This window comes from Streptomyces sp. NPDC051907, from assembly GCF_040681075.1.
GTDB lineage: Bacteria > Actinomycetota > Actinomycetes > Streptomycetales > Streptomycetaceae > Streptomyces.
Map to the genome: position 1 here is coordinate 19,632 of NZ_JBFAYB010000046.1, position 24,733 is coordinate 44,364.

General features: G+C 70.6%; 19 protein-coding genes. 11 read left to right on the plus strand and 8 right to left on the minus strand.

What is annotated here, in order from left to right; translation table 11 throughout:
- Window positions 1–6 precede the first annotated feature (6 nt).
- The 4 genes from AB0M39_RS23120 to AB0M39_RS23135 all read left to right on the plus strand — a co-directional run bounded on the left by AB0M39_RS23120 (window position 7) and on the right by AB0M39_RS23135 (window position 3,041).
- The gene (locus AB0M39_RS23120) at window positions 7–753 is read left to right on the plus strand and encodes a YggS family pyridoxal phosphate-dependent enzyme (RefSeq protein ID WP_365367280.1); all 747 of its coding nucleotides are present in this window, start codon (window positions 7–9) and stop codon (window positions 751–753) included.
- Window positions 754–877: 124 nt separating this feature from the next.
- Complete coding sequence (gene sepF / locus AB0M39_RS23125) at window positions 878–1,495, plus strand: cell division protein SepF (protein WP_365367282.1); 618 nt, start codon at window positions 878–880, stop codon at window positions 1,493–1,495.
- A 69-nt stretch (window positions 1,496–1,564) separates the two neighbouring features.
- Entirely contained in the window at window positions 1,565–1,861 is a 297-nt protein-coding gene (locus AB0M39_RS23130; protein WP_266543353.1) for a YggT family protein, read from the plus strand.
- A 49-nt stretch (window positions 1,862–1,910) separates the two neighbouring features.
- On the plus strand, window positions 1,911–3,041 hold the full coding sequence (locus AB0M39_RS23135; RefSeq protein ID WP_365367284.1) for a DivIVA domain-containing protein: 1,131 nt from the start codon (window positions 1,911–1,913) through the stop codon (window positions 3,039–3,041).
- A 411-nt stretch (window positions 3,042–3,452) separates the two neighbouring features.
- Here the strand turns inward: AB0M39_RS23135 and ileS are convergent, their stop codons facing one another.
- Entirely contained in the window at window positions 3,453–6,602 is a 3,150-nt protein-coding gene (ileS, locus tag AB0M39_RS23140; RefSeq protein WP_365367286.1) for an isoleucine--tRNA ligase, read from the minus strand.
- Window positions 6,603–7,158: 556 nt separating this feature from the next.
- On the opposite strand from ileS, the gene AB0M39_RS23145 reads away from it, so the two are divergent.
- From AB0M39_RS23145 to AB0M39_RS23165, 5 genes are all read left to right on the plus strand, one after another.
- Entirely contained in the window at window positions 7,159–8,253 is a 1,095-nt protein-coding gene (locus tag AB0M39_RS23145) for a histone H1-like repetitive region-containing protein (protein ID WP_365367288.1), read from the plus strand.
- Between the two features lie 61 nt (window positions 8,254–8,314).
- Complete coding sequence (lspA, locus tag AB0M39_RS23150; protein ID WP_365367290.1) at window positions 8,315–8,881, plus strand: signal peptidase II; 567 nt, start codon at window positions 8,315–8,317, stop codon at window positions 8,879–8,881.
- Between the two features lie 17 nt (window positions 8,882–8,898).
- Window positions 8,899–9,840 (plus strand): RluA family pseudouridine synthase, encoded by a 942-nt coding sequence (locus AB0M39_RS23155; protein WP_365367292.1) that lies wholly within the window; start codon window positions 8,899–8,901, stop codon window positions 9,838–9,840.
- Complete coding sequence (locus AB0M39_RS23160) at window positions 9,837–10,325, plus strand: GNAT family N-acetyltransferase (protein ID WP_365367294.1); 489 nt, start codon at window positions 9,837–9,839, stop codon at window positions 10,323–10,325. Before AB0M39_RS23155 ends, AB0M39_RS23160 begins: the two co-directional genes overlap by 4 nt.
- Window positions 10,326–10,635: 310 nt before the next feature.
- Window positions 10,636–12,237: a Na+/H+ antiporter gene (locus AB0M39_RS23165; protein ID WP_365367296.1), complete on the plus strand. Its 1,602-nt coding sequence runs from the start codon at window positions 10,636–10,638 to the stop codon at window positions 12,235–12,237.
- 66 nt (window positions 12,238–12,303) lie between these two features.
- On the opposite strand, the gene AB0M39_RS23170 is transcribed toward AB0M39_RS23165, so the two are convergent.
- Complete coding sequence (locus tag AB0M39_RS23170) at window positions 12,304–13,422, minus strand: mechanosensitive ion channel domain-containing protein (protein WP_365367298.1); 1,119 nt, start codon at window positions 13,420–13,422, stop codon at window positions 12,304–12,306.
- Window positions 13,423–13,452: 30 nt separating this feature from the next.
- Between AB0M39_RS23170 and AB0M39_RS23175 the strand changes: the two genes are divergently transcribed.
- Entirely contained in the window at window positions 13,453–14,022 is a 570-nt protein-coding gene (locus AB0M39_RS23175; RefSeq protein ID WP_365367300.1) for a dienelactone hydrolase family protein, read from the plus strand.
- Window positions 14,023–14,066: 44 nt separating this feature from the next.
- On the opposite strand, the gene AB0M39_RS23180 is transcribed toward AB0M39_RS23175, so the two are convergent.
- From AB0M39_RS23180 to AB0M39_RS23200, 5 genes are all read right to left on the minus strand, one after another.
- Window positions 14,067–15,710, minus strand: coding sequence for a serine/threonine-protein kinase (locus AB0M39_RS23180; RefSeq protein WP_365367302.1), 1,644 nt, complete (start codon window positions 15,708–15,710; stop codon window positions 14,067–14,069).
- Between the two features lie 5 nt (window positions 15,711–15,715).
- Window positions 15,716–17,365: an alkaline phosphatase D family protein gene (locus AB0M39_RS23185; protein ID WP_365367304.1), complete on the minus strand. Its 1,650-nt coding sequence runs from the start codon at window positions 17,363–17,365 to the stop codon at window positions 15,716–15,718.
- 269 nt (window positions 17,366–17,634) lie between these two features.
- On the minus strand, window positions 17,635–18,456 hold the full coding sequence (locus AB0M39_RS23190; protein ID WP_365367306.1) for a DsbA family protein: 822 nt from the start codon (window positions 18,454–18,456) through the stop codon (window positions 17,635–17,637).
- Window positions 18,457–18,503: 47 nt separating this feature from the next.
- Window positions 18,504–19,202 (minus strand): hypothetical protein, encoded by a 699-nt coding sequence (locus tag AB0M39_RS23195; RefSeq protein WP_365367308.1) that lies wholly within the window; start codon window positions 19,200–19,202, stop codon window positions 18,504–18,506.
- 53 nt (window positions 19,203–19,255) lie between these two features.
- A complete protein-coding gene (locus tag AB0M39_RS23200; RefSeq protein ID WP_365367310.1) occupies window positions 19,256–20,587 on the minus strand; it encodes a DUF2252 domain-containing protein in 1,332 nt (443 codons plus the stop codon).
- A 158-nt stretch (window positions 20,588–20,745) separates the two neighbouring features.
- On the opposite strand from AB0M39_RS23200, the gene dnaE reads away from it, so the two are divergent.
- Window positions 20,746–24,285 carry a DNA polymerase III subunit alpha gene (gene dnaE, locus AB0M39_RS23205; protein WP_365367312.1) on the plus strand — a complete coding sequence of 1,180 codons (3,540 nt, stop codon included), beginning with the start codon at window positions 20,746–20,748 and terminating at the stop codon, window positions 24,283–24,285.
- Window positions 24,286–24,455: 170 nt separating this feature from the next.
- On the opposite strand, the gene AB0M39_RS23210 is transcribed toward dnaE, so the two are convergent.
- On the minus strand, window positions 24,456–24,635 hold the full coding sequence (locus AB0M39_RS23210) for a hypothetical protein (protein WP_365367315.1): 180 nt from the start codon (window positions 24,633–24,635) through the stop codon (window positions 24,456–24,458).
- Between the last annotated feature and the right edge of the window lie 98 nt (window positions 24,636–24,733).

Sequence of the window (24,733 nt, forward strand, 5' to 3'; positions counted from 1 at the left end):
ACCGAGATGACCGAGACGACGGACCCGACCGCACCGGGCGAGCGCAGAGACGAGCTCGCGTCGAACCTGGCGGCCGTGGAGGAACGTATCTCCTCCGCGTGCGCGGCTGCCGGGCGCAAGCGGGAGGAGGTGACCCTGATCGTGGTCACCAAGACCTACCCCGCGAGCGATGTGCGGCTGCTGAACGAGCTCGGCGTGCGCCATGTCGCCGAGAACAAGGACCAGGACGCGGCGCCGAAGGCCGCCGCCTGCTCGGATCTCGACCTCAGGTGGCACTTCGTCGGGCAGCTTCAGACCAATAAGGTCCGTTCTGTGGCGAGTTATGCGGACATCGTGCAGTCCGTCGACCGCCTCAAGCTCGTTTCGTCGCTGTCCGCGGCCGCGGCGAAGGCGGAGCGCGAGCTCGGCTGTCTGATCCAGGTGGCGTTCGACGCCGAGTCGGGCGAGCGCGGCGAGCGCGGAGGCGTCGCGCCGGACGGGATCGGGGAGTTGGCCGCCGCGGTGGCCGGCGCGCCGGGGCTGCGGCTCGACGGGCTGATGACCGTCGCGCCGCTGGCCGGGCCGTACGCGGGGCGGCAACAGGCGGCGTTCGAGCGGCTGATGGAATTCTCATCCAGCCTGCGCGTCGGGCATCCTGCTGCGAACATGGTGTCAGCAGGGATGAGTGCGGACCTCGAGGAGGCCGTGGCGGCCGGAGCGACACATGTACGCGTCGGCACTGCGGTACTCGGAGACCGACCCCGGCTCGGGTAACGTCGCGAAGCAAGTCGGACCACAGCAGAAAATATGGTCATTCCCGTCGAAAGCGGGCGGACCCAGTGGATCGCGGGCACTTGGTGACGAATGCCGATCCACCACAGAGCGGAGGACTCAGAGAATGGCCGGCGCGATGCGCAAGATGGCGGTCTACCTCGGCCTCGTGGAGGACGATGGGTACGACGGCCGGGGTTTCGATCCCGACGACGACTTCGAACCCGAGCCGGAGCCCGAGCGGGACCACCGGCGGCACCAGCCCCCGCACCAGGTGGAGCGGGAGGAGCCGGTGCGCGCGGTGCAGCCGCCCGCGCAGCGTGAGCCGGTGCCCCGATCCGCTCCGCTTCCTGTTGAAAGTGGACGTCCGGCACGAATCGCCCCCGTGGCATCCATCACACCTGAACGTCCGAGCCTGGAGAAGAACGCACCGGTGATCATGCCCAAGGTCGTGTCCGAGCGGGAGCCGTACCGCATCACCACGCTGCACCCGCGGACCTACAACGAGGCCCGTACCATCGGGGAACACTTCCGCGAGGGCACCCCGGTGATCATGAACCTCACGGAGATGGACGACACGGATGCGAAGCGACTTGTCGACTTTGCCGCCGGACTCGTCTTCGGGCTCCATGGCAGCATTGAGCGAGTGACGCAGAAGGTGTTCCTGTTGTCGCCTGCTAACGTCGATGTCACGGCGGAGGACAAGGCCCGTATCGCAGAGGGCGGATTCTTCAACCAGAGCTGAGAGCACGACACCGGGAACGACCCGGCCGCGAGGCCGGATACGAGAGCACAGGGGAGAGGGAAGCGCGGGATGGGCGTCGCACTACAGGTGGTCTACATCGCGCTGATGTGCTTCCTCATCGTGCTGATCTTCCGGCTGGTCATGGACTACGTCTTCCAGTTCGCCCGTTCATGGCAACCCGGCAAGGCGATGGTGGTCGTTCTGGAGGCCACCTACACTGTCACCGATCCACCGCTCAAGCTCCTGCGGCGGTTCATTCCGCCGCTGCGTCTCGGGGGCGTGGCACTCGACCTGTCCTTCTTCGTTCTGATGATCATCGTCTACATCCTGATCTCCATCGTGAACAGCTTTGCGAGCCGGATGTGAACGATACGGTCTTGCCGACTGCCGACGACTACGTAGAGGTGAAGAAGAGATGCCGCTGACCCCCGAGGACGTGCGGAACAAGCAGTTCACGACGGTCCGCCTCCGAGAAGGCTATGACGAGGACGAGGTCGATGCCTTCCTCGACGAGGTCGAGTCTGAACTGACCCGCCTGCTCCGCGAGAACGAGGACCTGCGCGCCAAGCTGGCCGCGGCGACCCGTGCGGCCGCGCAGAACCAGCAGCAGCAGGGCATGCGCAAGCCGCCGGAGCCGCAGGACGGCCGTGGTCCCGGCGCACCGGTACCCGCCGCCATATCCGGTCCGCCGGTCCAGCAGCAGCCCCCGCAGATGGGTCCGCCCCAGCTGCCCGGCGGTGCTCCGCAGCTGCCCGCCGGTCCCAGCCACGGCGGCCCGCAGGGTCCGGGTCAGCAGATGGGTCCCGGCCCGATGCAGGGCGGCCCCATGGGCGGTCCGATGGGCGGCCCCATGGGCGGTCACGGTCCGCAGATGCCGCAGCCGGGCCAGGGCCCCGGCGGCGACAGCGCCGCCCGTGTCCTCTCGCTGGCGCAGCAGACCGCCGACCAGGCGATCGCGGAGGCCCGCTCCGAGGCCAACAAGATCGTCGGAGAGGCGCGTTCGCGCGCCGAGGGCCTGGAGCGCGACGCGCGCGCCAAGGCGGACGCGCTGGAGCGGGACGCTCAGGAAAAGCACCGCGTGGCGATGGGCTCGCTGGAGTCCGCGCGCGCGACGCTGGAGCGCAAGGTCGAGGACCTGCGTGGCTTCGAGCGCGAGTACCGCACGCGACTGAAGTCGTACCTGGAGAGCCAGCTGCGTCAGCTGGAGACCCAGGCGGACGACTCCCTCGCGCCGCCGCGGACCCCCGCGACCGCCTCGCTGCCGCCGAGCCCCTCGATGAGCGGCTCGATGGCGCCGGCCGGTGCGGGTGCGATGGGTCACACGATGGGCGGCGCCCCCTCCATGGGACAGTCCATGGGGCAGTCCATGGGCCAGTCCATGGGCGGCAACCAGTCGATGGGCGGAGCGCCGTCGTACGGCGGTCAGCAGCAGATGTCCCCGGCGATGACGCAGCCGATGGCGCCGGTGCGGCCGCAGGCGCCGCAGCCGATGCAGCAGGCGCCGTCGCCGATGCGGGGCTTTCTGATCGACGAGGACGACAACTGACGGGGGCGCGCGCAGACTGCGCGTAGCCGTCGGCAGGCTGAGGGCCGGGCCCGGGACGAAAGTCCTGGGCCCGGCGCTTTTGTGTGGGCGGGGTGGGGGGCGGGGGTTCCTTGCGGGTGCGGGTTGCCTGCGGGGCTCTGCCCCGGGCCCCGGTCCTCAATCGCCGGACGGGCTGAATAGGGCCGGTCCTCGGTCGCCGGACGGGCTGAATGGGCCGGTCATCGATCGCGGGGCGGGGGTGTGCGGGTTGCTTGCGGGGCTCTGCCCCGGGCCCCGCGCCTCAATCGCCGGCGGGGCTGGATGGGGCCGGTCCTCAAACGCCGGACGGGCTGGATAGGGCCGGTTCTCCAGGGCATGTGGAGGGGCCCGGGCTGGTGCCCGGGCCCCTTCCGCATGTGTGGGTGCTCTCGGCTACTGCTTGCGGAGGCGGAACGTCAGGGACAGGCCCTCGTCCGTGAACGGGGGGCCGAAGGTGGTGTCCGGGGCGTCTGTGGTGAAGGCCGTGGCGAGGACCTCGTCGGCGATCAAGGTCGCGTGGGTCGTCAGCGCCTGCGCGGTGGACTCGTCCGGGGAGGACCAGCTCACCGCGATGCGGTCCGCCACGTCCAGGCCGCTGTTCTTGCGGGCCTCCTGGATCAGGCGGATGGCGTCGCGCGCCAGGCCCGCGAGGCGCAGCTCCGGGGTGATCTCCAAGTCCAGGGCGACCGTCGCGCCGGAGTCGGAGGCCACCGACCAGCCCTCGCGCGGGGTCTCCGTGATGATGACCTCCTCCGGGGAGAGCGTCACCGGCGCGCCGTCGACCTCGACCGTCGCCGTGCCGTTGCGCAGGGCCAGCGACAGCGCCGCCGCGTCCGCCTCCGCGACCGCCTTGGCGACCGCCTGGACGCCCTTGCCGAAGCGCTTGCCCAGCGCGCGGAAGTTCGCCTTCGCCGTGGTGTCGACCAGCGAGCCGCCGACCTCGGACAGGGAGGCCAGCGAGGAGACGTTCAGCTCCTCGGTGATCTGCGCCTGAAGCTCCGGCGGCAGGGCCTCGAAGCCCGCCGCGGCCACCAGCGCCCGGGAGAGCGGCTGGCGGGTCTTGACCCCGGACTCCGCCCGCGTGGCGCGGCCCAGCTCGACCAGCCGGCGTACGAGCGCCATCTGGGTCGACAGGGTGGGGTCGATCGCCGAGAGGTCGGCGTCCGGCCAGCTGGACAGGTGGACCGACTCAGGGGCCTCCGGCGCCACCGGGACCACCAGGTCCTGCCACACCCGCTCGGTGATGAAGGGGGTGAGCGGGGCCATCAGCCGGGTGACGGTCTCGATCACGTCGTGGAGGGTGCGCAGCGCCGCCTTGTCGCCCTGCCAGAAGCGGCGCCGGGAGCGGCGTACGTACCAGTTCGACAGGTCGTCGACGAACGACGACAGCAGCTTTCCGGCGCGCTGGGTGTCGTACGCCTCCAGAGCCTGCGTGACCTGGTCCACCAGCGCGTGCAGCTCCGAGAGCAGCCAGCGGTCCAGGACCGTGCGGTCCGCCGGGGCCGGGTCGGCCGTGGACGGGGCCCACTCGGACGTACGGGCGTACAGCGCCTGGAAGGCCACCGTGTTCCAGTACGTCAGCAGGGTCTTGCGCACGACCTCCTGGATCGTGCCGTGGCCCACCCGGCGCGCCGCCCAGGGCGAGCCGCCCGCCGCCATGAACCAGCGGACCGCGTCCGCGCCGTGCTGGTCCATCAGCGGGATCGGCTGGAGGATGTTGCCCAGGTGCTTGGACATCTTGCGGCCGTCCTCGGCGAGGATGTGGCCCAGGCAGACCACGTTCTCGTACGACGACTTGTCGAAGACCAGGGTGCCGACCGCCATCAGCGTGTAGAACCACCCGCGCGTCTGGTCGATCGCCTCCGAGATGAACTGCGCCGGGTAGCGCTTCTCGAAGAGCTCCTTGTTCTTGTACGGGTAGCCCCACTGCGCGAACGGCATCGAGCCCGAGTCGTACCAGGCGTCGATGACCTCCGGCACGCGCGTCGCCGTGCCCGAGCACTGCGGGCAGTCGAAGACGACCTCGTCGATGAAGGGGCGGTGCGGGTCCAGCGTCGACTGGTCCGTGCCCGTCAGCTCGGTCAGCTCGGCCCGCGAGCCGACGACCGTCAGGTGGTCCTCCTCGCAGCGCCAGATGGGCAGCGGGGTGCCCCAGTAGCGGTTGCGGGACAGCGCCCAGTCGATGTTGTTGTTCAGCCAGTCGCCGTACCGGCCCTGCTTGACGGAGTCCGGGAACCAGTTGGTGTTCGCGTTCTCCTCGAGCAGCCGGTCCTTGATCGCGGTGGTGCGGATGTACCACGAGGGCTGCGCGTAGTAGAGCAGCGCCGTGTGGCAGCGCCAGCAGTGCGGGTAGCTGTGCTCGTACGGGATGTGCCTGAAGAGCCGGCCGCGCTCCTGGAGGTCGGCGGTCAGGCGTTCGTCGGCCTTCTTGAAGAAGACGCCGCCGACCAGCGGGACGTCCTCCTCGAAGGTGCCGTCGGGGCGGACCGGGTTCACCACCGGCAGGCCGTACGCCCGGCAGACCTTGAGGTCGTCCTCGCCGAAGGCGGGGGACTGGTGGACCAGACCCGTGCCGTCCTCGGTGGTGACGTAGTCGGCGTTGACGACGTAGTGCGCCTCGGCGGGGAACTCGATCAGCTCGAAGGGGCGCTCGTAGCTCCAGCGCTCCATCTCCGCGCCCGTGAAGGACTGGCCGGTGGCCTCCCAGCCCTCGCCCAGCGCCTTCTCCAGCAGCGGCTGCGCGACGACGAGCTTCTCCCTGCCGTCCTCGCCGGTGCGGACCGCCACGACGTACGTCACGTCGGGGTGGGCGGCGACGGCCGTGTTGGAGACCAGCGTCCAGGGGGTCGTCGTCCACACGAGCAGCGCGGCCTCGCCCGCGAGCGGGCCGGAGGTCAGCGGGAAGCGGACGAAGACGGACGGGTCGACGACCGTCTCGTACCCCTGCGCCAGCTCGTGGTCGGACAGGCCGGTGCCGCAGCGCGGGCACCAGGGGGCGACGCGGTGGTCCTGGACCAGCAGGCCCTTGCCGTGGATCTCCTTCAGCGACCACCAGACCGACTCGATGTACGACGGGTCCATCGTGCGGTACGCGTCGTCGAGGTCGGTCCAGTAGCCCATGCGGGTCGTCAGCTCGGCGAAGGCGTCCGTGTGGCGGGTCACCGACGCACGGCACTTCTCGTTGAACTCGGCGATGCCGTACGCCTCGATGTCCTTCTTGCCGGAGAAGCCGAGCTCCTTCTCGACGGCGAGCTCGACGGGCAGGCCGTGGCAGTCCCAGCCGGCCTTGCGGGCCACGTGGTAGCCGCGCATGGTGCGGAAGCGCGGGAAGACGTCCTTGAAGACGCGGGCCTCGATGTGGTGGGCGCCGGGCATGCCGTTGGCGGTCGGCGGGCCCTCGTAGAAGACCCACTCGGGGCGGCCCTCAGACTGCTCGAGGCTCTTGGCGAAGACCTTGCTCTCGCGCCAGAAGTCGAGCACGGCGTGCTCGAGCGCGGGCAGGTCGACCTGGGCGGGCACCTGGTTGTACTGCGGTGGCGTCATCGACGAGCTCCTCCAACGGACAATGTCTGTTCCGTCGGAGGGACGAGAGCAGCTGCTCCCGCGGTACCACCCTCCTTGGCCCGCCGGCGACGGCCGGTGAGCCCCCTCATTGGGGTCGCGAGGCCGGTTCTACTCGCCCGCGGACTGTGCGGGCTTTCTTCCGGCGGCTCAGGGGTGATCCTTCGCTTCGCGCTCGCCCCCGGGCTCTCACCGTCCCCGGGTCGCTCATGGCTGCGTACGAAGTTACTCGTCCCCATCCACGCCTTTCGCTGCGCCCAGTGTACGGGCCCCTACGAGGCGCGGCCGACCGGTTTTCCCCGCGCCTCGCCGACCGGCCGCGTTGACCCGAATGGCCATATGGACGTCCGCGGGCTCCAGCCGCACGTCGAGGGCGGATTACCGGGCGGGGAGCTGGGCACAACGGATGCAGGCCCGCCGTGTCGCAGCCCGGGGCGGGCCGCCCCGGCGGCGTGCCCCGTTGCCGAGGGGCTGGGGCCGTCTTATCGTCCCAGCACGAATCGCGAGCAAGATCACAATATGTGAAGGGGCCGCGGCCATGGTGGCGAAGAAGACCGCCGAGAAGACGGCGTCCGCACGATCCACCGCCGCTGAGGCGGCGGTCAAGGACGCCGGCGGCAAGAAGAGCACCGTCGCGCAGAAGGCCGCGGCAGCCACCGGGAACACGGCGGCGAAGAAGACCACGACCAAGAAGCTCGCGGCCCAGAAGCCGGCCGTGCGCAAGACCACGGCCAAGACGGCGAAGAAGGCCGCGGCGAAGAAGACGGTCGCCACGGAGACCGTCGTCAAGAGGGCCAGCGCCAAGAAGACCCTCTCCGACAAGCCCGCCGGCAAGCCGGCCGTCAAGAAGGCGGTCGCGAAGAAGGCGGTCGCCAAGAAGACGGCGGCCAAGAAGGCGGTCGCGAAGAAGGCCGTGGCCAAGAAGACGGCGACCAAGAAGACGGCGGCCAAGAAGGTCGCCGGCAAGCCCGTCGGGGAGGCCGCCGAGCAGACGGCCGTCAGCGGCGCGAACAACACCACGGCGATGAAGCAGGCGGACACCGCCTCCATGGCGTCTACCAAGAAGTCCGCGGCCGGCGCCAAGAAGGCTGCGAAGAAGGCCGCAGCCGCGGCCCAGGGGGCGGCCCAGGCCGCACAGCAGACAGGAGCCAGGACGGTGGCAGCGAAGAAGACCGCGGGCGGGGCATCGGCGGCCGGGAAGGGCACGGCGTTGCCGACCCGTACGGCGACACTGCCCGGGGAACTGGCGGTGCGGCCCGGAGAGGATCCGTGGACCCCCGAAGAGGTCGCCGAGGCCCGAGGGCTGCTGGAGGGCGAGGTGAGCCGGCTCAACGCCGAGCTGCTCTCGTCCGAGGTGGCTCTGGCCGGGCTGATGCGGGACTCCGGGGACGGCGCCGGCGACGACGACGCCGACACCGGGACCAAGAACATCACGCGCGAGCACGAGATGTCCCTGGCGGCCAACGCACGGGAGATGCTGGAGCAGACCGAGCGTGCGCTGCAGCGGCTGGAGGCGGGGACGTACGGACTCTGCGAGGTCTGCGGCAACCCGATCGGAAAGGCCCGTATGCAGGCGTTCCCACGGGCCACCCTGTGCGTGGAGGACAAGCAGAAGCAAGAACGCCGGGGCTGAGCCTCCGTACGTGTGTGCCGTACCCTCGTGCACAGTCAGGCACCTAGGTTGAGGGACTCACGTGGCAGAGGCGGAGCGCGTCATCGGTACGTCGGATTCAGCGGGAGCCGAAGAGGCCGCGGAGCCCGCCGAGCAGCCGAAGGGCAGGCGCAGGATCGCCGTGCTCTTCGCCGTCGCGCTCGTGGCGTACCTGCTCGATCTCGTCAGCAAGATGATCGTGGTGGCGAAGCTGGAGCACCACGAGCCGATCGAGATCATCGATGGTGTGCTGAAGTTCGAGGCGGTACGGAACGCCGGAGCGGCCTTCGGCATCGGCGAGGCCTTCACCGTGATCTTCACGGTGATCGCCGCGGCGGTGATCCTGGTGATCGCCCGGCTGGCGCGCAAGCTCTACAGCATGCCCTGGGCCATCGCCCTGGGGCTGCTGCTGGGCGGCGCGCTCGGCAATCTCACCGACCGGATCTTCCGCTCGCCCGGCGTCTTCGAGGGCGCGGTCGTGGACTTCATCGCGCCCGCGCACTTCGCCGTCTTCAACCTCGCCGACTCGGCGATCGTCTGCGGCGGCTTCCTGATCGTGATCCTGTCCTTCAAGGGCCTGGACCCCGACGGGACAGTCCACAAGGACTGACAAGGCATACTCGACGGGTGAGTACCCTTCCCGAGATCCGCACCCTGCCCGTACCCGACGGCCTGGAGGGCGAGCGCGTCGACGCCGCCATCTCCCGGATGTTCGGGTTCTCCCGTACGAAGGCTGCCGAGCTGGCCGCCGCCGGAAAGGTGCAGGTGGACGGCTCGGTCGTCGGAAAGTCCGAGCGGGTGCACGGCGGCGCGTGGCTCGAGGTCGAGATGCCCCAGGCGCCCGCGCCGGTGCAGATCGTGGCCGAGCCGGTCGAGGGCATGGAGATCGTCCACGACGACGACGACATCGTCGTGATCGTGAAGCCGGTCGGCGTGGCCGCGCACCCCAGCCCCGGCTGGAGCGGGACGACCGTGATCGGCGGGCTGGCCGCGGCCGGGTACCGGATCTCGACGTCGGGCGCCGCGGAGCGCCAGGGCATCGTCCACCGGCTGGACGTGGGCACCTCCGGGCTGATGGTCGTCGCCAAGTCGGAGCGCGCGTACACGCTGCTCAAGGCGCAGTTCCGGGACCGGGTCGTGGACAAGCGGTACCACGCGCTGGTCCAGGGGCACCCGGACCCGATGAGCGGCACGATCGACGCCCCCATCGGCCGGCACCCGAACCACGACTACAAGTGGGCGGTGACGGCGGAGGGCAAGCCGTCGGTGACGCACTACGACCTGATCGAGGCGTTCCGGGCGGCGTCGCTGCTGGACATCAAGCTGGAGACCGGGCGCACCCACCAGATCCGCGTGCACATGTCGGCGCACCGGCACCCGTGCGTGGGCGACCTGACCTATGGCGCGGACCCGACGATCGCCAAGCGGCTGGGGCTGACCCGGCAGTGGCTGCACGCGGTGCGGCTGGGCTTCGAGCACCCGTCGGACGGCCGGTGGGTGGAGTACGCGAGCGGGTACCCGGCCGATCTGCAGGGCGCGCTGGACGCGATCCGGGCGGAGAGCGAGTGAGCTCCCAGGGCGCGCGGGCCGAGGACCGGGCCGCCCAGGACGCCGCCTACGTGGTGCGGGTCGCTCACGAGAGCGCCGACCGCGAGGCCTGCTTCGCGGTCCGCCGGGCGGTCTTCGTCGTCGAGCAGCGGGTGCCCGCGGAGATCGAGTACGACGCGCACGACGCGGACGCGGTGCACGTCCTCGCGGTCGGCCCTCAAGGGCCGCTGGGCACGGGACGGCTGCTGATCGGCCTGCTGCCCGGGGAGCCGTCGGCCGGCTCGCTGGGGCGACTCGCCGTCACCCCGGCCGCCCGCGGCCTGGGCGTGGGCGCGGCCCTGGTCCGCGCGATCGAGGACGCGGCCCGCGAGCGCGGTCTGGCCTCTGTCGACCTGCACGCGCAGACGCACGCGCTGGGCTTCTACGAGCGTCTGGGGTACGTGGCGTACGGCCCCGAGTTCGCCGACGCGGGCATCCCTCACCGGGCGATGCGCCGCACGCTCTGACCGCTCGGCCTGACCGCTCGGCCTGACCGTTCGGCGCGCGAGGCGGGCGCTCCCGGTATACGGGACGGGCAGTACCCGGTACTACGGGACTGGCGCCGCTCGGCACACGAGGCGGGCACCTCCCCGGCCGCACACGGGACGGGCAGCGCCCCGTACACGGGACGGGCACCTCCGGCGTACGGGACTGGCGCCGGTCGGCACACGGGACGGGCCGCCGGACCTTGCTGAACGCACCATTCCGGTTTCGGGCGGAATGCGTGGCAGGCTGGGGCTCTGGTCGTCGACGTCTCGCACCCCGGAGGGCCCACCCGTGGACCAACTGGCCCTGCTGTTCGCGCTGTTGCTCGGGGCCGTGGTGACCGTGCCGCTGGGGCAGCGGCTGGGGCTGCCCGCGCCGGTGCTGATGACCCTGGCCGGGCTCGTGCTGGCGTTCCTGCCGTTCGTGCCGAACGTGGAGGTCCCGCCGGAGTTCATCCTGCCGCTGTTGCTGCCGCCGCTGCTCTACGCCTCCGTGCAGCGCACCTCCTGGCGGCAGTTCACGGCGAACATCCGCCCCATCCTGCTGCTCGCGGTCGCGCTCGTCTTCGTCACGACCGCCGCGGTGGCCGCGGTCGCCTCCGCCGTCGTGCCGGGGCTGTCCATCGCCGCGGCGGTCGCGCTCGGCGCGCTGGTCGCGCCGCCCGACCCCATCGCCGCGACCGCCGTCGCGGGCTCGCTCGGGCTGCCGCGGCGGCTGGTCTCCATCCTGGAGGGCGAGGGCCTCTTCAACGACGTCACGGCGATCGTGCTCTACCACGTGGCCATCGCCGCGGCGGTGAGCGGAACCTTCTCCTGGCCGGTGGCGGCGGGCGAGCTGGTGCTGTCGGCCGTGGTCGCGCTGGCGGTCGGGATCGCGCTCGGCTGGCTCTCCAACAAGCTCATGGGCATGCTCGGCGACGCGACGCTGCAGATCGGGCTCACGCTGATGGTGCCGTTCGTCAGCTATGTGCTCGCGGAGGAGCTGAAGGGCTCCGGCGTGCTCGCCGTCCTCACCACCGCCCTCTTCCTCGCCGAGCACGCCGCCGACGCCGACGACGTGATGGGCCGCCTGGCCGGGAACGCCTTCTGGCAGATCGTCGACACGCTTGTGACCGGCGTCGCCTTCGGCCTCATCGGCCTGGAGCTGCACCACGTCTTCGGCACGGCGAACGGCCGCGAGGCGCAGATGATCGGGTGGGGCGCGACGATCGTCGGGGTGGTCGTCGTCGTACGGCTGCTGTGGCTGCTGCCCGCCACCTGGCTCGCCAAGAGGCTCCACCGCCGACGGGACTACGACGAGGAGATCCCGACCACCTGGCGGGAGACCGTCGTCATGTGGTGGGCGGGGATGCGGGGCGTGGCCTCCGTGGCGCTGGCGCTGGCGATCCCGCTGAAGACGGACGACGGATCGCCCTTCCCCGGCCGGGAGGAGATCGTCTTCATCGCCTTCGCGGTCATCCTGGCGACGCTCGTCCTCCAGGGGCTCACCCTGCCCTGGCTGGTGCGCCGGCTCGGCGTACGGGCGGACACGGACGCGGAGCGCGACCTGGAGCGGAGCCTGGCGCTGCGCGCGGCCAAGGCCGCGAAGCACCGGCTCAGGGACATCGAGGCGGTGGAGGAGCTGTCCGAGGAGATGAGCGAGCGGCTGCTGCGCGCGGCGTACGACATGGGGGCGCGGATCAGCCCGGACATCGTGGACGACGAGCGCAGGGACTGGTTCGCCAAGCGCGTGGAACGGCTCAGGACGGTGCAGCGGATCCAGCGCGAGATGCTGTCGGCGGCCCGCCACGAGGTCCTCGCCGCCCGCAGCGAGCCGGGCGTGAACCCGGAGGTGGTCGACCGGGTGCTGCGGCACCTGGACGTGCGCAGCATGCGCTCGAGCAGCATGCGCTGAGGGGCGGGCGGCCCCGCGCCCGTCGCGGGGGCGGGGGCGCGGGCGTGGGGGCCGCGGGGCCGGGTCTCAGCCCCGGCCCGTGCGCGGCGACGGGTCCTCGGCGGGCTGGTCGGGCTGGTCGGGCACGAGCGGGATCTTCGGCCCGGGCGGCAACGCCGCCGCCGAGGTCGCGATGCGGGGGAGCGCGTACGGATGCTCCTCGCACAGCCAGGTGATCATCTGCTCCCGGACCGTGCACCGGGCCGTCCAGACGTCGTCCGCGTCCTTCGCCGTGACCACCGCCCGCACCTCCATGGTGCTCGGGGTCGTCCCCGTGACCGCCAGGCTCCAGTCCCGGCCGTCCCAAGCAGGGCACTCGGTCAGGATCTCGTGCAGCTTCGCCCGCATCAGACCCACCGGCGTCGAGTGGTCGAGGTGGAAGAAGACCGTTCCGGTCATCTGAGCCCCTCCCCGCGACCAGTTCTCGAACGGCTTGCCGGTGAAGTACGACACCGGCATCGTGATGCGCCGCTCGTCCCAGGTCCGTACGGCGAGGAAGGTCAGCGTCACCTCTTCGACCACGCCCCACTCCCCGTCCACGACCACCGTGTCCCCGATGCGCACCATGTCCCCGAACGCGATCTGGAAGCCGGCGAAGAGGTTGCCCAGCGTCGACTGCGCGGCGACGCCCGCGACGATGCCGATGATCCCCGCCGAGGCCAGCAGCGACGCGCCGAGCCGCTCCATGCCGGGGAAGGTCAGCAGCATCGCCGCGACCGCGACCACCGCCACGACGGCCGTGACGATCCGCATGATGAGCGTGACCTGGGTGCGCACCCGGCGCAAACGGGCCGGATCGCGGGTCGTGGACGCGTAGCGGGCGTAGGTGGACTCCACCGCCGCGGAGGCGATCCGGATCACCAGCCACGCTCCGGCGGCGATCAGGACCAGCGTCAGCACATGGCCGATCGCGGCCTCGTGCTCCTCGATCGGCTGCCATTGCGACTGGCTGTAGCTGCTTCTGAGCAGCGCGGTGAGCAGGACCACCTGGAGCGGCAGCCGGCAGCGGCGCAGCAGTCCCCACAGGGGCGTCTCGGGATGGCGGTCGTCGATGCGGCGGAGCAGCAGGTCGACGACCCACCCGAGCAGCAGGGTGAGGACGACCGAGCCGCCGAGGACGATGATCGGGCGCAGCACGTTCTCCATGTCTCCGTAGCTAACTGGCAGGATGGCCGAATGAACATCATGCTTTTCCATTCGGTCTACGGTCTGCGCCCGGCCGTCCACGCGTGGGCCGAACGCCTGCGCGAGGCCGGGCACGAGGTGCGCGTGCCCGACCTCTTCGACGGGCAAACCGCCGAGACCGTCGAGGCTGGAATCGCGCTCCGAGACAAGATCGGCAAGGACGAGGTGCTGCGCCGCGCGGTCCTCGCCGCCGCGCCGCACTCGGAGCAGGGGCTGGTGTACGCGGGCTTCTCCTTCGGCGGGTCGATCGCGCAGAACCTCGCGCTGGGCGACGAGAAGGCGCGCGGGCTGCTGCTCCTGCACGGCACGTCCGACCTGGCGGCGGGCACGACGGTGGAGGATCTGCCCGTGCAGCTGCATGTGGCGGACCCGGACCCGTTCGAGCAGGAGGACTGGCTGAACACCTGGTACCTGCAGATGCAGCGGACGGGCGCGGACGTGGAGATCTACCGCTATCCGGGAGCCGGGCACCTGTACACCGACCCGGACCTGCCCGACTACGACGAGTCCGCGGCCGAGCTGACCTGGCGGACCTCGCTGGGCTTCCTCGCGACGCTCTGAGGTCCCGAGGTCCCGAGGGCGCTCAGGGAGCACTCAAGGAGCACTCAGGGGCGTGTGCAGCGGCCGGTCGTGCCGCCGCCCGGAGCCGGGCTGCAGAGATAGCCGCGATCGGACTCCTGGTGGCTCAGGAAGCGGCCGAGGCACTCGTCCTTCGTGTCGAGGCCGTTGGCCCGGCACCAGGCGACCGCCGCCGCCCCGTCGTCGAAGCCGGGGACGTAGAACATCCAGTAGCCCGCGCGCAGCGAGGCGTACGCGCCGCTCTCGACGTACTGGACGCCGGCGAGGCCCCGGTCGCGCAGGGCCTGCTCCTGGCGGTCCCGGGCCGCGGCGCCCGCCGACGTGGGCACGGAGGCGAGCTGGGCGACCCAGAAGCCGTCCACCGGGGCGCCGGACTGCGTGAGCGTGGCAGTGGGCGTGAGCGTGGGACTGGGCGTGGGCGTCGGCGGGGGAGTGGGCGCCTGGGTAGGGCTCGGCGTGGGCGTCGGGGCGGGCGAAGGGGTCGTAGTCGGTTTCGCCGTCGGGCTGGCTGTCGCCGTCACGCTCGGGGAGCCGCTGCCCTTGCCCCCGGCGCTGCCGCCTGCCCGTTCCTCCTGGCCCTCGATCGCGAGGACCAGCGCCGCGCCCGCCGTGATCGCGAGGGCCACCCCGATGACCGCGGCGACGACCGGCGTACGGCTCCGAAGCCGGTCCCCGGGGTCCGGCCGATCCGGCTGGTCCGGGCGGTGTGCCCGGTCTGCCCACCCTGCCCGATCTGCCCGATCCGGCCACTCTGGCCTCTCCGGCCTGCCCGGCCGCGTCGCCGTCATCGTCTGCTGCCGCGACCAGGGCGGCGCGTCCGCCTCCGCCCTCCCGGCCTCCACCTCCTCCAGCATCGCGTCCAGCCGCGCCGCGTCGGGCCGCGCGGCCGGATCGCGTACCAGCAGCGCGCTCAGCACCGGCGCGAGCGGCCCCGAGCGCACCGGCGGCGGCACCGGGTCGTCCAGCACCGCCGCCAGCGTGGCCAGGGTCGTGGCGCGGCGCAGCGGGCTCACGCCCTCCGCGCACACGTACAGCACCAGGCCCAGCGACCAGAAGTCGGAGGCCGGGTCGTCGTCGTGCCCGCGGATCCGCTCGGGCGCGATGTACTCGGGCGAGCCGATCAGATCGCCCGTCGCCGTCAGCGAGGCCGACCCCTGGAGCGCCGCGATGCCGAAGTCGGTGAGCACGGCGCTCCCGTCGGCGCGCAGCATGATGTTGGCCGGCTTCACATCGCGGTGCTGGATGCCCGCCGCGTGCGCCGCGCGCAGCGCGGAGAGCACCTGCCGCCCGGTCCTCGCCGTCTCCCGCGGGCTGAGGGCGCCCTGGGCCAGCCGGTCCTGGAGCGTCGTGCCCGGCAGCAGCTCCATGACGATCCATGGATGCGCGCCCTCGTCCACGATGTGATGGATCGTCACCACATGCGGGTGGCTGATCCTGGCCAGGGCCCTGGCCTCGCGCAGCACGCGTTCGCGCAGCGTGCGCGCGGCGTCCGGGCGGGCCGCCGCGACGGCGGGGTCGGGCGGCCGGACCTCCTTGAGCGCCACCTCACGGTGCAGGGCAGTGTCCCAGGCACGCCATACCGTGCCCATGCCACCGCTGCCGAGCCGCTCCCGCAGCTCGAAGCGCCCGTCGACGATCCTGCCGTCCGCGCCGCCCGCGCCCCCGCTCATGCGGGTCAGCGTACGGGCTGATCCACCCGCTCGACATGCTGTGTGCCGGAGAGGGTCCGGTAGGAGCGGGCCCACTTGGAGGTGGCGTCCTTCTTGCTCTTGTCGGACAGGACGTAGTAGTCCATCTGCGAGCGCTCGGCGGTGACGTCGAGGACGCCATAGCCGTGCGCGTCCATGTCCACCCACTTCACATGGCGGTTGGCGGCCTTGACCGCCGTGGCCGCGACCAGGGAGAGCGTCCCCGGGGCGACATGGAGGATGTCGTCCAGATTGTCCGAGGACACGGACGTGACGACGAACTCGGTCGCCGCCGTCTTGGAGAAGGGGTACGTCGCCGCCTTGACCGGGACGTCGTTCGCCCAGGCCATATGGATGTCGCCGGTGAGGAAGACGGTGTTCTCGATGCCGCGGTCCGTCAGGTGCTTCAGCAGCTCCTTGCGGTCGTCGGTGTAGCCGTCCCACTGGTCGACGTTGACGGCGATGCCCTCCTTGGGCAGCCCCAGCAACTCCGCGATCGGCCCCAGCAGATGGGCCGGCACCGAGCCGAAGGCCACCGGCGAGATCATCACCGAGGTGCCGACCAGCTTCCAGGCGGCGTCGGATCCGGCGAGCCCGGCCTTGAGCCAGTCGAGCTGGGCGCGGCCGGTGAGCGTGCGCTCCGGGTCGTCCACGCCGCCGTTGCCGACCTTCGACTGCTCGGAGCGGAACGTCCGCAGGTCCAGCAGGTGCAGATCGGCGAGCTTGCCGAAGCGCAGCCGGCGGTAGACGGTGCCCTCGGTCGAGGCGCGCACCGGCATCCACTCGAAGTACGCCTGGCGGGCCGCCGCGGCCCGGGCCGCCCAGTCGCCCTCGGCGCCGGGGGTGTGGTTCTCCGCGCCGCCCGACCAGGCGTCGTTGGCTATCTCGTGGTCGTCCCAGATGGCGATGACCGGGTGCGCGGCGTGCAGCGCCTGGAGGTCGGCGTCCGTCTTGTAGGCGGCGTGCCGGGTGCGGTAGTCGGCGAGGGTGAGGATCTCGTGCTTCGGCGAGTGGGGCCGTACGACGTACTTCGCCTCGGGGTACGCGCCGCTCGCGTACTCGTAGATGTAGTCGCCGAGGTGCAGGATCGCGTCGAGGTCGGCGCGGGCGGCGAGATGGCGGTACGCGGAGAAGTAGCCGGACTCCCAGTTGGCGCAGGAGACGACGCCGAAGCGGACGCCCGGCGTCGCGGCCTCGGCGGCCGGGGCGGTGCGGGTGCGGCCGACCGGGGAGAGCGTCGTGCCCGCGGTGAAGCGGAAGTAATAGGCGGCCGCAGGGCGCAGGCCCCTTACATCCACCTTCACGGTGTGGTCGGCGGCGGCCCTGGCGGTCGTCTCCCCGTGGGCGACGACCCGGGCGAAGCCCTTGTCCTCGGCGACTTCCCAACGCACTGCGGTGTCCGGGCCCTTGCCGGAGCCGGGCGTCGCGTCGGGGGCGGGTGTGACACGGGTCCACAGCAGTACGCCGTCGGGCAGCGGGTCGCCGGAGGCGATGCCGTGGAGGAAGGCCGGAGCCTGGTCCGCCGTGGCGGCGGAGGCGGTGGCGGCTGTCGCGAGCACGGGGGCGGCGACAGCGGTGGCGGCAGCGGCCTTGACGACCGTGCGGCGGCTTGGAGTTGACGAAAATCGACTGGTCACGGCCGGTCAGACTACTGGCCGGTAGGCCAATGGGCGAGAGCCGAGTGCCAAAGTTCTCCCACCGCTTCACGGCGGTCAACCAGGCGTTCCCCGCAGGCCGTTCCCGCAGGACGTTCCAGCGGGCCGTGCTCAGCGCGGGGACCGGCGGCGGCTCGGCCGCGCCGGCCTCGGCGGCGCCCCGGCGAGGCCGAGATCCAGCGAACGCCTCAGGCGGGCGCCGGATACGCGTCCGGCGCCCGCCTGAGGGGGTTTGCAGCGGTGGTGGCGGCTCAGCCCTTGAGCGCCTTCTCCATGGCGGCGTTGAACTGCTCGGCCGTCATCGGCGCGGTCTCGGCGCCCTCGGCGACGATCTTCTTGCCGTCCATCTTGAGCGTGGGCGTGGCCGACACCCCGCTCTTGTTGAACGCGTCCGTCATCTTCATCGCCCACGCGTCGAAGGCGCCGTCCTCGACGTTCTTCTTGAACTCGGCGTTGCCCTTGAGCGCCGGCACCGAGTCCGCCACCTCGAGCAGGTACGCGTCCTTGGCGAACTTGTCGTCGGTCTCCTGCGGGTGGAACTTCGCGGAGTACAGCGCGGTCTTGTACGCGCTGAATGCCTCGGGGCTGACGTTCAGCGCCGCGCCCAGCGCGCTCAGGGCGTTCTTCGAGCCCTCGCCGTTGATCGACTTGTCGCCGTCGATGAAGGTGGCGCCGACGTACTTGACCTTGTACTTGCCGGCCTCGACGTCCTTCTTGATCGTCTCGCCGACCTGCTGCTCGAAGGTCGCGCAGACCGGGCAGCGCGAGTCCTCGTACAGCTCCAGGGTCTTCTTGGCGGACGGCTTGCCTATGACGACGGTCGTGCCGTTCTCGCCCTCGGTGTTCTTCGGGGCGAGAATGCTCTTCTCGCTCTTCATCGACTCCCAGTGGGTCGGCTTGTTCGCCTGCATGACGGCGTAGCCGATGCCGCCGGCGACGGCGAGGACGCCGACGACCGTGCCGACGACGACGAGCTGGCGGCGGACCTTGTCCTTCTTGGCCTGGCGCTCGCGCTCCTGGCGCAGCCGCTCGCGGGCTGCCGCCTTGTTGGCCTGGCTGTTGCGTGCACTCATGATCGTTCACTCCGTGTGACGTGGAAAGCGGGGAGGGGACTGCTGGCTCAGGCGAAGACTGCGGCCGAGCGCGGCGGTCCCCTCCGTCCCACGCAGTGCACGAACAGGCGCGAACGGGAGGCACGGAGCCGGCCGAGCGCGGGCCGCGAGCCGCGGCGCACGGCCCGGCGCCCGGCGACCACGACGGCGAACGCGATCAGCAGCGGCCGGAACGCGAACGCCCCCACCGCCCGGACCAGGCCCGCCAGCGCCGCCTCGCCGCGCCGCAGCCAGGCCGCGGCGAGCAGCCCGAGGGACACATGGGCGGCGAGCAGCAGCCAGGGCAGGGCGGGGTCGGGCGAGTTCAGCAGGGCCGACACGCTCCCGCCGGACGCGGCGGGCACGCCGGGCAGCGGCACCCCGGCGTTCGTGCTGCCGCCGCCGCACAGCACGTCGAAGCCGACCGAGCGCAGCGATCCGGCGACCGGACCGCCCGAAGGGCCGTAGCAGACGTGCTGGCCGGTGGTGAAGACGGTGTCCGCGGCCAGCTCCAGCGGGACGAGCAGCCCCGCGATCCGCCAGAAGCCCCGCTCCCGGCCCGAGAGCGCGAACGCGACGGCGAACACGGCGCCCGCGACGAGGACGAGCGTCGTCAGCGGCAGCGGCGCCTGGGAGAGCAGCACATGGGAGGCGGCGGACAGCGTCACGACCAGAGCCGTGAAGATCGCTGCCCGCAGCCCCCTGAGCTGCGTCCCGGAGATGTCCATCGCCGCCGAGTCTCCCATGTCAGCGTGTAAGGGACTCCTAAGGAACCGGGCGCCTAGAGGCCCTTGAGCCCTGGAATCCGTCCGTTGCGGAACAGATCGACGAAGATCTGGTGGTCCGCCCGCGCCCGCGCTCCATAGCTGTGCGCGAACGAGACCAGCAGCTCGCCGAATCCCTCCTCGTCGGCTGCGATGGCCGCGTCGATGGCGCGCTCCGTGGAGAACGGCACCAGGGAGTGCCCGCTCTCGTCGTCCGCCGCCGCGTGCATGGTCGCCGTCGCCCGGCCGAGGTCGGCGACGACCTCCGCGATCTGGCCCGGGTCGTCGATGTCCGACCAGTCCAGGTCGACCGCGTACGGCGAGACCTCGGCCACCAGCTGGCCCGAGCCGTCCAGCTCCGTCCAGCCCAGCCACGGGTCGGCGTGGTCCTGGAGCGCGCGCTGGGAGATCACCGTGCGGTGGCCCTCGTGCTGGAAGTACCCGCGCACGGAGGCGTCGTCGATATGGCGCGAGACCGCCGGCGTCTGCGCCTGCTTCATATAGATCACCACATCGTTCTCCAGGGCGTCGCTGTTGCCCTCGAGAAGGATGTTGTACGAGGGCAGGCCGGCCGACCCGATGCCGATGCCGCGCCGCCCCACCACGTCCTTGACGCGGTACGAGTCGGGCCGCGTCAGGCTCGACTCGGGCAGCGTCTCCAGATATCCGTCGAACGCGGCCAGCACCTTGTACCGGGTGGCCGCGTCCAGCTCGATGGAGCCGCCACCGGGGGCGAAGCGGCGCTCGTAGTCGCGGATCTCGGTCATCGAGTCCAGCAGCGCGAAGCGGGTGCGCGAGCGGGCGTCGCGCAGCGCCTCCAGCAGCGGCCCCTCCGCCGTGTCCAGCGTGAAGGGCGGCAGCTCCGAGGCGCCGCCGGCCGCCAGGTCGTGGATGCGCTCGCGGTAGGCGGCGGCGCAGATCCGCACCAGGTCGGTGATCTGCTCGTCGCTGAGCGCCTTGGTGTAGCCGATCAGCGCCAGCGAGGCCGACAGCCGCTTCAGGTCCCAGGTGAAGGGGCCGACGTACGCCTCGTCGAAGTCGTTGACGTTGAAGATCAGCCGGCCGTTGGCGTCCATGTACGTGCCGAAGTTCTCCGCGTGCAGGTCGCCGTGGATCCACACCCGGCCGGTGCGGTCGTCCAGATACGGACCGCCGTGCTGCTCCTGCTCCAGGTCGTTGTAGAACAGGCAGGCGGTGCCCCGGTAGAAGGCGAAGGCGGAGGCGGCCATCTTGCGGAACTTGACCCGGAAGGCGGCCGGGTCGGCTGCCAGGAGCTCGCCGAAGGCGGTGTCGAAGACGGAGAGGATCTCTTCGCCGCGCTCGTCGGCCGAGGGCTGGTGGTCCGACATCGGTGGGTGCCTCCTGGTGCTGGGACTGCGTGAGATCTGGGACTGGTGTTCCCCGTCGGTCAACGCATGAAGGTACGTGCGAGTGCCCGTCGGGTGTCAGTGCCAAGACGTAGACTTCCAGGCTGTCCGCCCAGACTGTCAGCCGGAGGCCTCCCACCGTGACCAAGCCGCCCTTCACGCACCTTCACGTGCACACGCAGTACTCCCTGCTGGACGGTGCCGCGCGGCTCAAGGACATGTTCGACGCCTGCAATGAGATGGGCATGACGCATATCGCCATGTCCGACCACGGAAACCTGCACGGCGCGTACGACTTCTTCCACACGGCGAAGAAGGCCGGGGTCACCCCGATCATCGGCATCGAGGCGTACGTCGCCCCGGAGTCCCGGCGGAACAAGCGGAAGATCCAGTGGGGCCAGCCGCACCAGAAGCGGGACGACGTCTCCGGCTCCGGCGGCTACACCCACAAGACGATCTGGGCGGCGAACAGCACGGGTCTGCACAACCTCTTCCGGCTCTCCTCCGACGCGTACGCCGAGGGCTGGCTGCAGAAGTGGCCGCGCATGGACAAGGAGACCATCGCCCAGTGGTCCGAGGGCCTGATCGCCTCCACCGGCTGCCCCTCGGGCGAGCTCCAGACCCGGCTGCGCCTCGGCCAGTTCGACGAGGCCCTGAAGGCCGCCTCCGAGTACCAGGACATCTTCGGCAAGGACCGGTACTTCCTGGAGCTGATGGACCACGGCATCGAGATCGAGCGCCGGGTCCGCGACGGGCTGCTCGAGATCGGCAAGAAGCTCGGCATCCCCCCGCTGGTCACCAACGACTCGCACTACACGTACGCGCACGAGGCCACCGCGCACGACGCCCTGCTCTGCATCCAGACCGGCAAGAACCTCTCGGACCCGGACCGCTTCCGGTTCGACGGCACCGGCTACTACCTGAAGTCGACGGACGAGATGTACGCCGTGGACTCCTCGGACGCCTGGCAGGAGGGCTGCGCCAACACCCTCCTGGTCGCCGAGCAGATCGACCCCTCCGGCATGTTCGAGGCGAAGAACCTCATGCCGAAGTTCGACATCCCGGACGGCTTCACCGAGGTCACCTGGTTCCGCGAGGAGGTCCGGCTCGGGATGGAGCGCCGCTTCGCCGGCAGCGTCCCCGAGGACCGCCAGAAGCAGGCCGAGTACGAGATGGACGTCATCATCTCGATGGGCTTCCCGGGGTACTTCCTCGTCGTCGCCGACTTCATCATGTGGGCCAAGAAGCAGGGCATCGCGGTCGGCCCCGGCCGAGGCTCCGCGGCCGGCTCGATCGTGGCGTACGCCATGGGCATCACCGACCTCGACCCCATCCCGCACGGCCTGATCTTCGAGCGCTTCCTCAACCCCGAGCGCGTCTCCATGCCCGACGTCGACATCGACTTCGACGAGCGTCGGCGCGTCGAGGTGATCCGTTATGTGACCGAGAAGTACGGCGCCGACAAGGTCGCCATGATCGGGACGTACGGCAAGATCAAGGCGAAGAACGCGATCAAGGACTCGGCCCGGGTCCTCGGCTATCCGTACGCCATGGGCGACCGCCTCACCAAGGCGATGCCCGCCGACGTCCTCGGCAAGGGCATCGACCTCAACGGCATCACCGACCCCTCGCACCCCCGCTACAGCGAGGCGGGCGAGATCCGGGCGATGTACGAGAACGAGCCCGACGTGAAGAAGGTCATCGACACCGCCCGCGGCGTCGAGGGCCTGGTCCGGCAGATGGGCGTGCACGCGGCCGGCGTGATCATGTCCAGCGAGCCGATCGTCGACCACGCCCCGATCTGGGTGCGGCACACGGACGGGGTGACCATCACGCAGTGGGACTACCCCCAGTGCGAGTCGCTCGGCCTGCTGAAGATGGACTTCCTGGGCCTGCGGAACCTGACCATCATGGACGACGCCGTCAAGATGGTGAAGGCCAACAAGGGCATCGACCTCGACCTGCTGGCGCTGCCGCTGGACGATCCGGCCACCTTCGAGCTGCTCCAGCGCGGTGAGACCCTCGGCGTCTTCCAGTTCGACGGCGGCCCCATGCGCTCGCTGCTGCGGCTGATGAAGCCCGACAACTTCGAAGACATCTCCGCCGTGTCGGCCCTGTACCGCCCGGGCCCGATGGGCATGAACTCCCATACGAACTACGCGCTGCGCAAGAACAAGCAGCAGGAGATCACGCCGATCCACCCGGAGCTGGAGGAGCCGCTCAGGGAGGTCCTGGACGTCACCCACGGCCTGATCGTCTACCAGGAGCAGGTGCAGAAGGCCGCCCAGATCATCGCCGGGTACTCCCTCGGCGAGGCCGACATCCTCCGCCGCGTGATGGGCAAGAAGAAGCCCGACGAGCTGGCGAAGAACTTCGTCCTCTTCCAGAAGGGCGCCCGGGACAAGGGCTTCAGCGACGAGGCCATCCAGGCGCTGTGGGACGTGCTGGTCCCGTTCGCCGGCTACGCCTTCAACAAGGCGCACTCCGCCGCGTACGGACTGGTCTCCTACTGGACGGCCTACCTCAAGGCCAACCACCCCGCCGAGTACATGGCCGGACTGCTGACCTCGGTCAAGGACGACAAGGACAAGTCGGCCGTCTATCTCAACGAGTGCCGGCGCATGGGCATCAAGGTGCTCCCGCCCAACGTCAACGAGTCCCAGTCGAACTTCGCCGCCCAGGGCGACGACGTGATCCTCTTCGGCCTCACCGCCGTGCGCAACGTCGGCCAGAACGTCGTCGAGTCGATCATCAGGTGCCGCAAGGCCAAGGGGAAGTACAGCTCGTTCCCCGACTTCCTCGACAAGGTCGAGGCCGTCGTCTGCAACAAGCGGACCGTCGAGTCGCTGATCAAGGCCGGCGCCTTCGACGAGATGGGCCACACCCGCAAGGGCCTGGTCGCCCACCACGAGCCGATGATCGACAACGTCGTCGCGGTCAAGCGCAAGGAGGCCGAGGGGCAGTTCGACCTCTTCGGCGGCATGGGCGAGGAGACCGCCGACGAGCCGGGCTTCGGACTCGACGTCGAGTTCTCCGACATCGAGTGGGACAAGTCCTATCTGCTCGCCCAGGAGCGCGAGATGCTCGGTCTGTACGTCTCCGACCACCCGCTCTTCGGCATCGAGCACGTCCTGTCCGACAAGACGGACGCGGCGATCTCCCAGCTCACCGGCGGCGAGCACGCCGACGGCGCGGTCGTGACCATCGGCGGCATCATCTCCGGCCTCCAGCGCAAGATGACCAAGCAGGGCAACGCCTGGGCCATCGCCACCGTCGAGGACCTGGCGGGCTCCATCGAGTGCATGTTCTTCCCGGCGACGTACCAGCTGGTCTCGACGCAGCTCGTCGAGGACACCGTGGTGTTCGTCAAGGGACGGCTCGACAAGCGTGAGGACGTTCCGCGGCTGGTCGCCATGGAGCTGATGGTCCCCGACCTCTCCTCGGCCGGCGCCAACGCCCCGGTGATCGTCACCATTCCGACGGTGAAGGTCACCCCGCCGATGGTCACCAGGCTCGGCGAGATCCTCAGCCACCACAAGGGGAACACCGAGGTCCGGATCAAGCTCCAGGGCCCGCGCAAGACCACGGTGCTGCGCTTGGACCGGCACCGTGTACAGCCCGATCCGGCGCTCTTCGGCGATCTGAAGGTGCTGCTCGGCCCGTCCTGCCTGGCCGGCTGAGAGCGCACGCGGCCTCGCGGCGCAGTATGTGACGCGAACTCGCCGCGCCGTACGCGACGCAAAGGGGCGCGCCCGTCGTCACGGGTGCGCCCCTCGCGGCTGTCCTACGGCTTTGCGGGCCTTAAGGCTTTAATGCCTTCCGGCTTTACGGCGTGATCAGTTGTGCGTGATCAGTTGTGGCCGAAGCGCCGCTGGTGCTTACGGGCGACATCCGCCGGGCTGCCCTGCGCCTGGGTCTGGGGCTGAGTCTGGTGCTCGTAGGCGGTGGACTTGGCCTGCTCGCTGCCGCGCTCCGCGGCCGAGCGGGCCTGCTGCTGACCGCCCTGCTTGCGATTCTTGTTCTTGGCCATGGTGATGCCTCCTGTGGAGTTTCTCGGGGCCAGGGCCGCGACCAGATTCACATACGAAGCGTACTGCCGCATTTCGGATCATTGCAGTGAGTAACGGG

Coding starts and splice junctions, on each gene's coding strand:
- AB0M39_RS23180 (WP_365367302.1), bottom strand. CDS start 15,710: ATGAGCGGGGGCGCGGGCGGCGCGGACGGCAGGATCGTCGACGGGCGC.
- AB0M39_RS23190 (WP_365367306.1), bottom strand. CDS start 18,456: ATGAGTGCACGCAACAGCCAGGCCAACAAGGCGGCAGCCCGCGAGCGG.
- AB0M39_RS23175 (WP_365367300.1), top strand. CDS start 13,453: ATGAACATCATGCTTTTCCATTCGGTCTACGGTCTGCGCCCGGCCGTC.
- AB0M39_RS23130 (WP_266543353.1), top strand. CDS start 1,565: ATGGGCGTCGCACTACAGGTGGTCTACATCGCGCTGATGTGCTTCCTC.
- AB0M39_RS23195 (WP_365367308.1), bottom strand. CDS start 19,202: ATGGACATCTCCGGGACGCAGCTCAGGGGGCTGCGGGCAGCGATCTTC.
- AB0M39_RS23210 (WP_365367315.1), bottom strand. CDS start 24,635: ATGGCCAAGAACAAGAATCGCAAGCAGGGCGGTCAGCAGCAGGCCCGC.
- AB0M39_RS23170 (WP_365367298.1), bottom strand. CDS start 13,422: ATGGAGAACGTGCTGCGCCCGATCATCGTCCTCGGCGGCTCGGTCGTC.
- AB0M39_RS23135 (WP_365367284.1), top strand. CDS start 1,911: ATGCCGCTGACCCCCGAGGACGTGCGGAACAAGCAGTTCACGACGGTC.
- AB0M39_RS23145 (WP_365367288.1), top strand. CDS start 7,159: ATGGTGGCGAAGAAGACCGCCGAGAAGACGGCGTCCGCACGATCCACC.
- sepF (WP_365367282.1), top strand. CDS start 878: ATGGCCGGCGCGATGCGCAAGATGGCGGTCTACCTCGGCCTCGTGGAG.
- AB0M39_RS23200 (WP_365367310.1), bottom strand. CDS start 20,587: ATGTCGGACCACCAGCCCTCGGCCGACGAGCGCGGCGAAGAGATCCTC.
- AB0M39_RS23120 (WP_365367280.1), top strand. CDS start 7: ATGACCGAGACGACGGACCCGACCGCACCGGGCGAGCGCAGAGACGAG.
- ileS (WP_365367286.1), bottom strand. CDS start 6,602: ATGACGCCACCGCAGTACAACCAGGTGCCCGCCCAGGTCGACCTGCCC.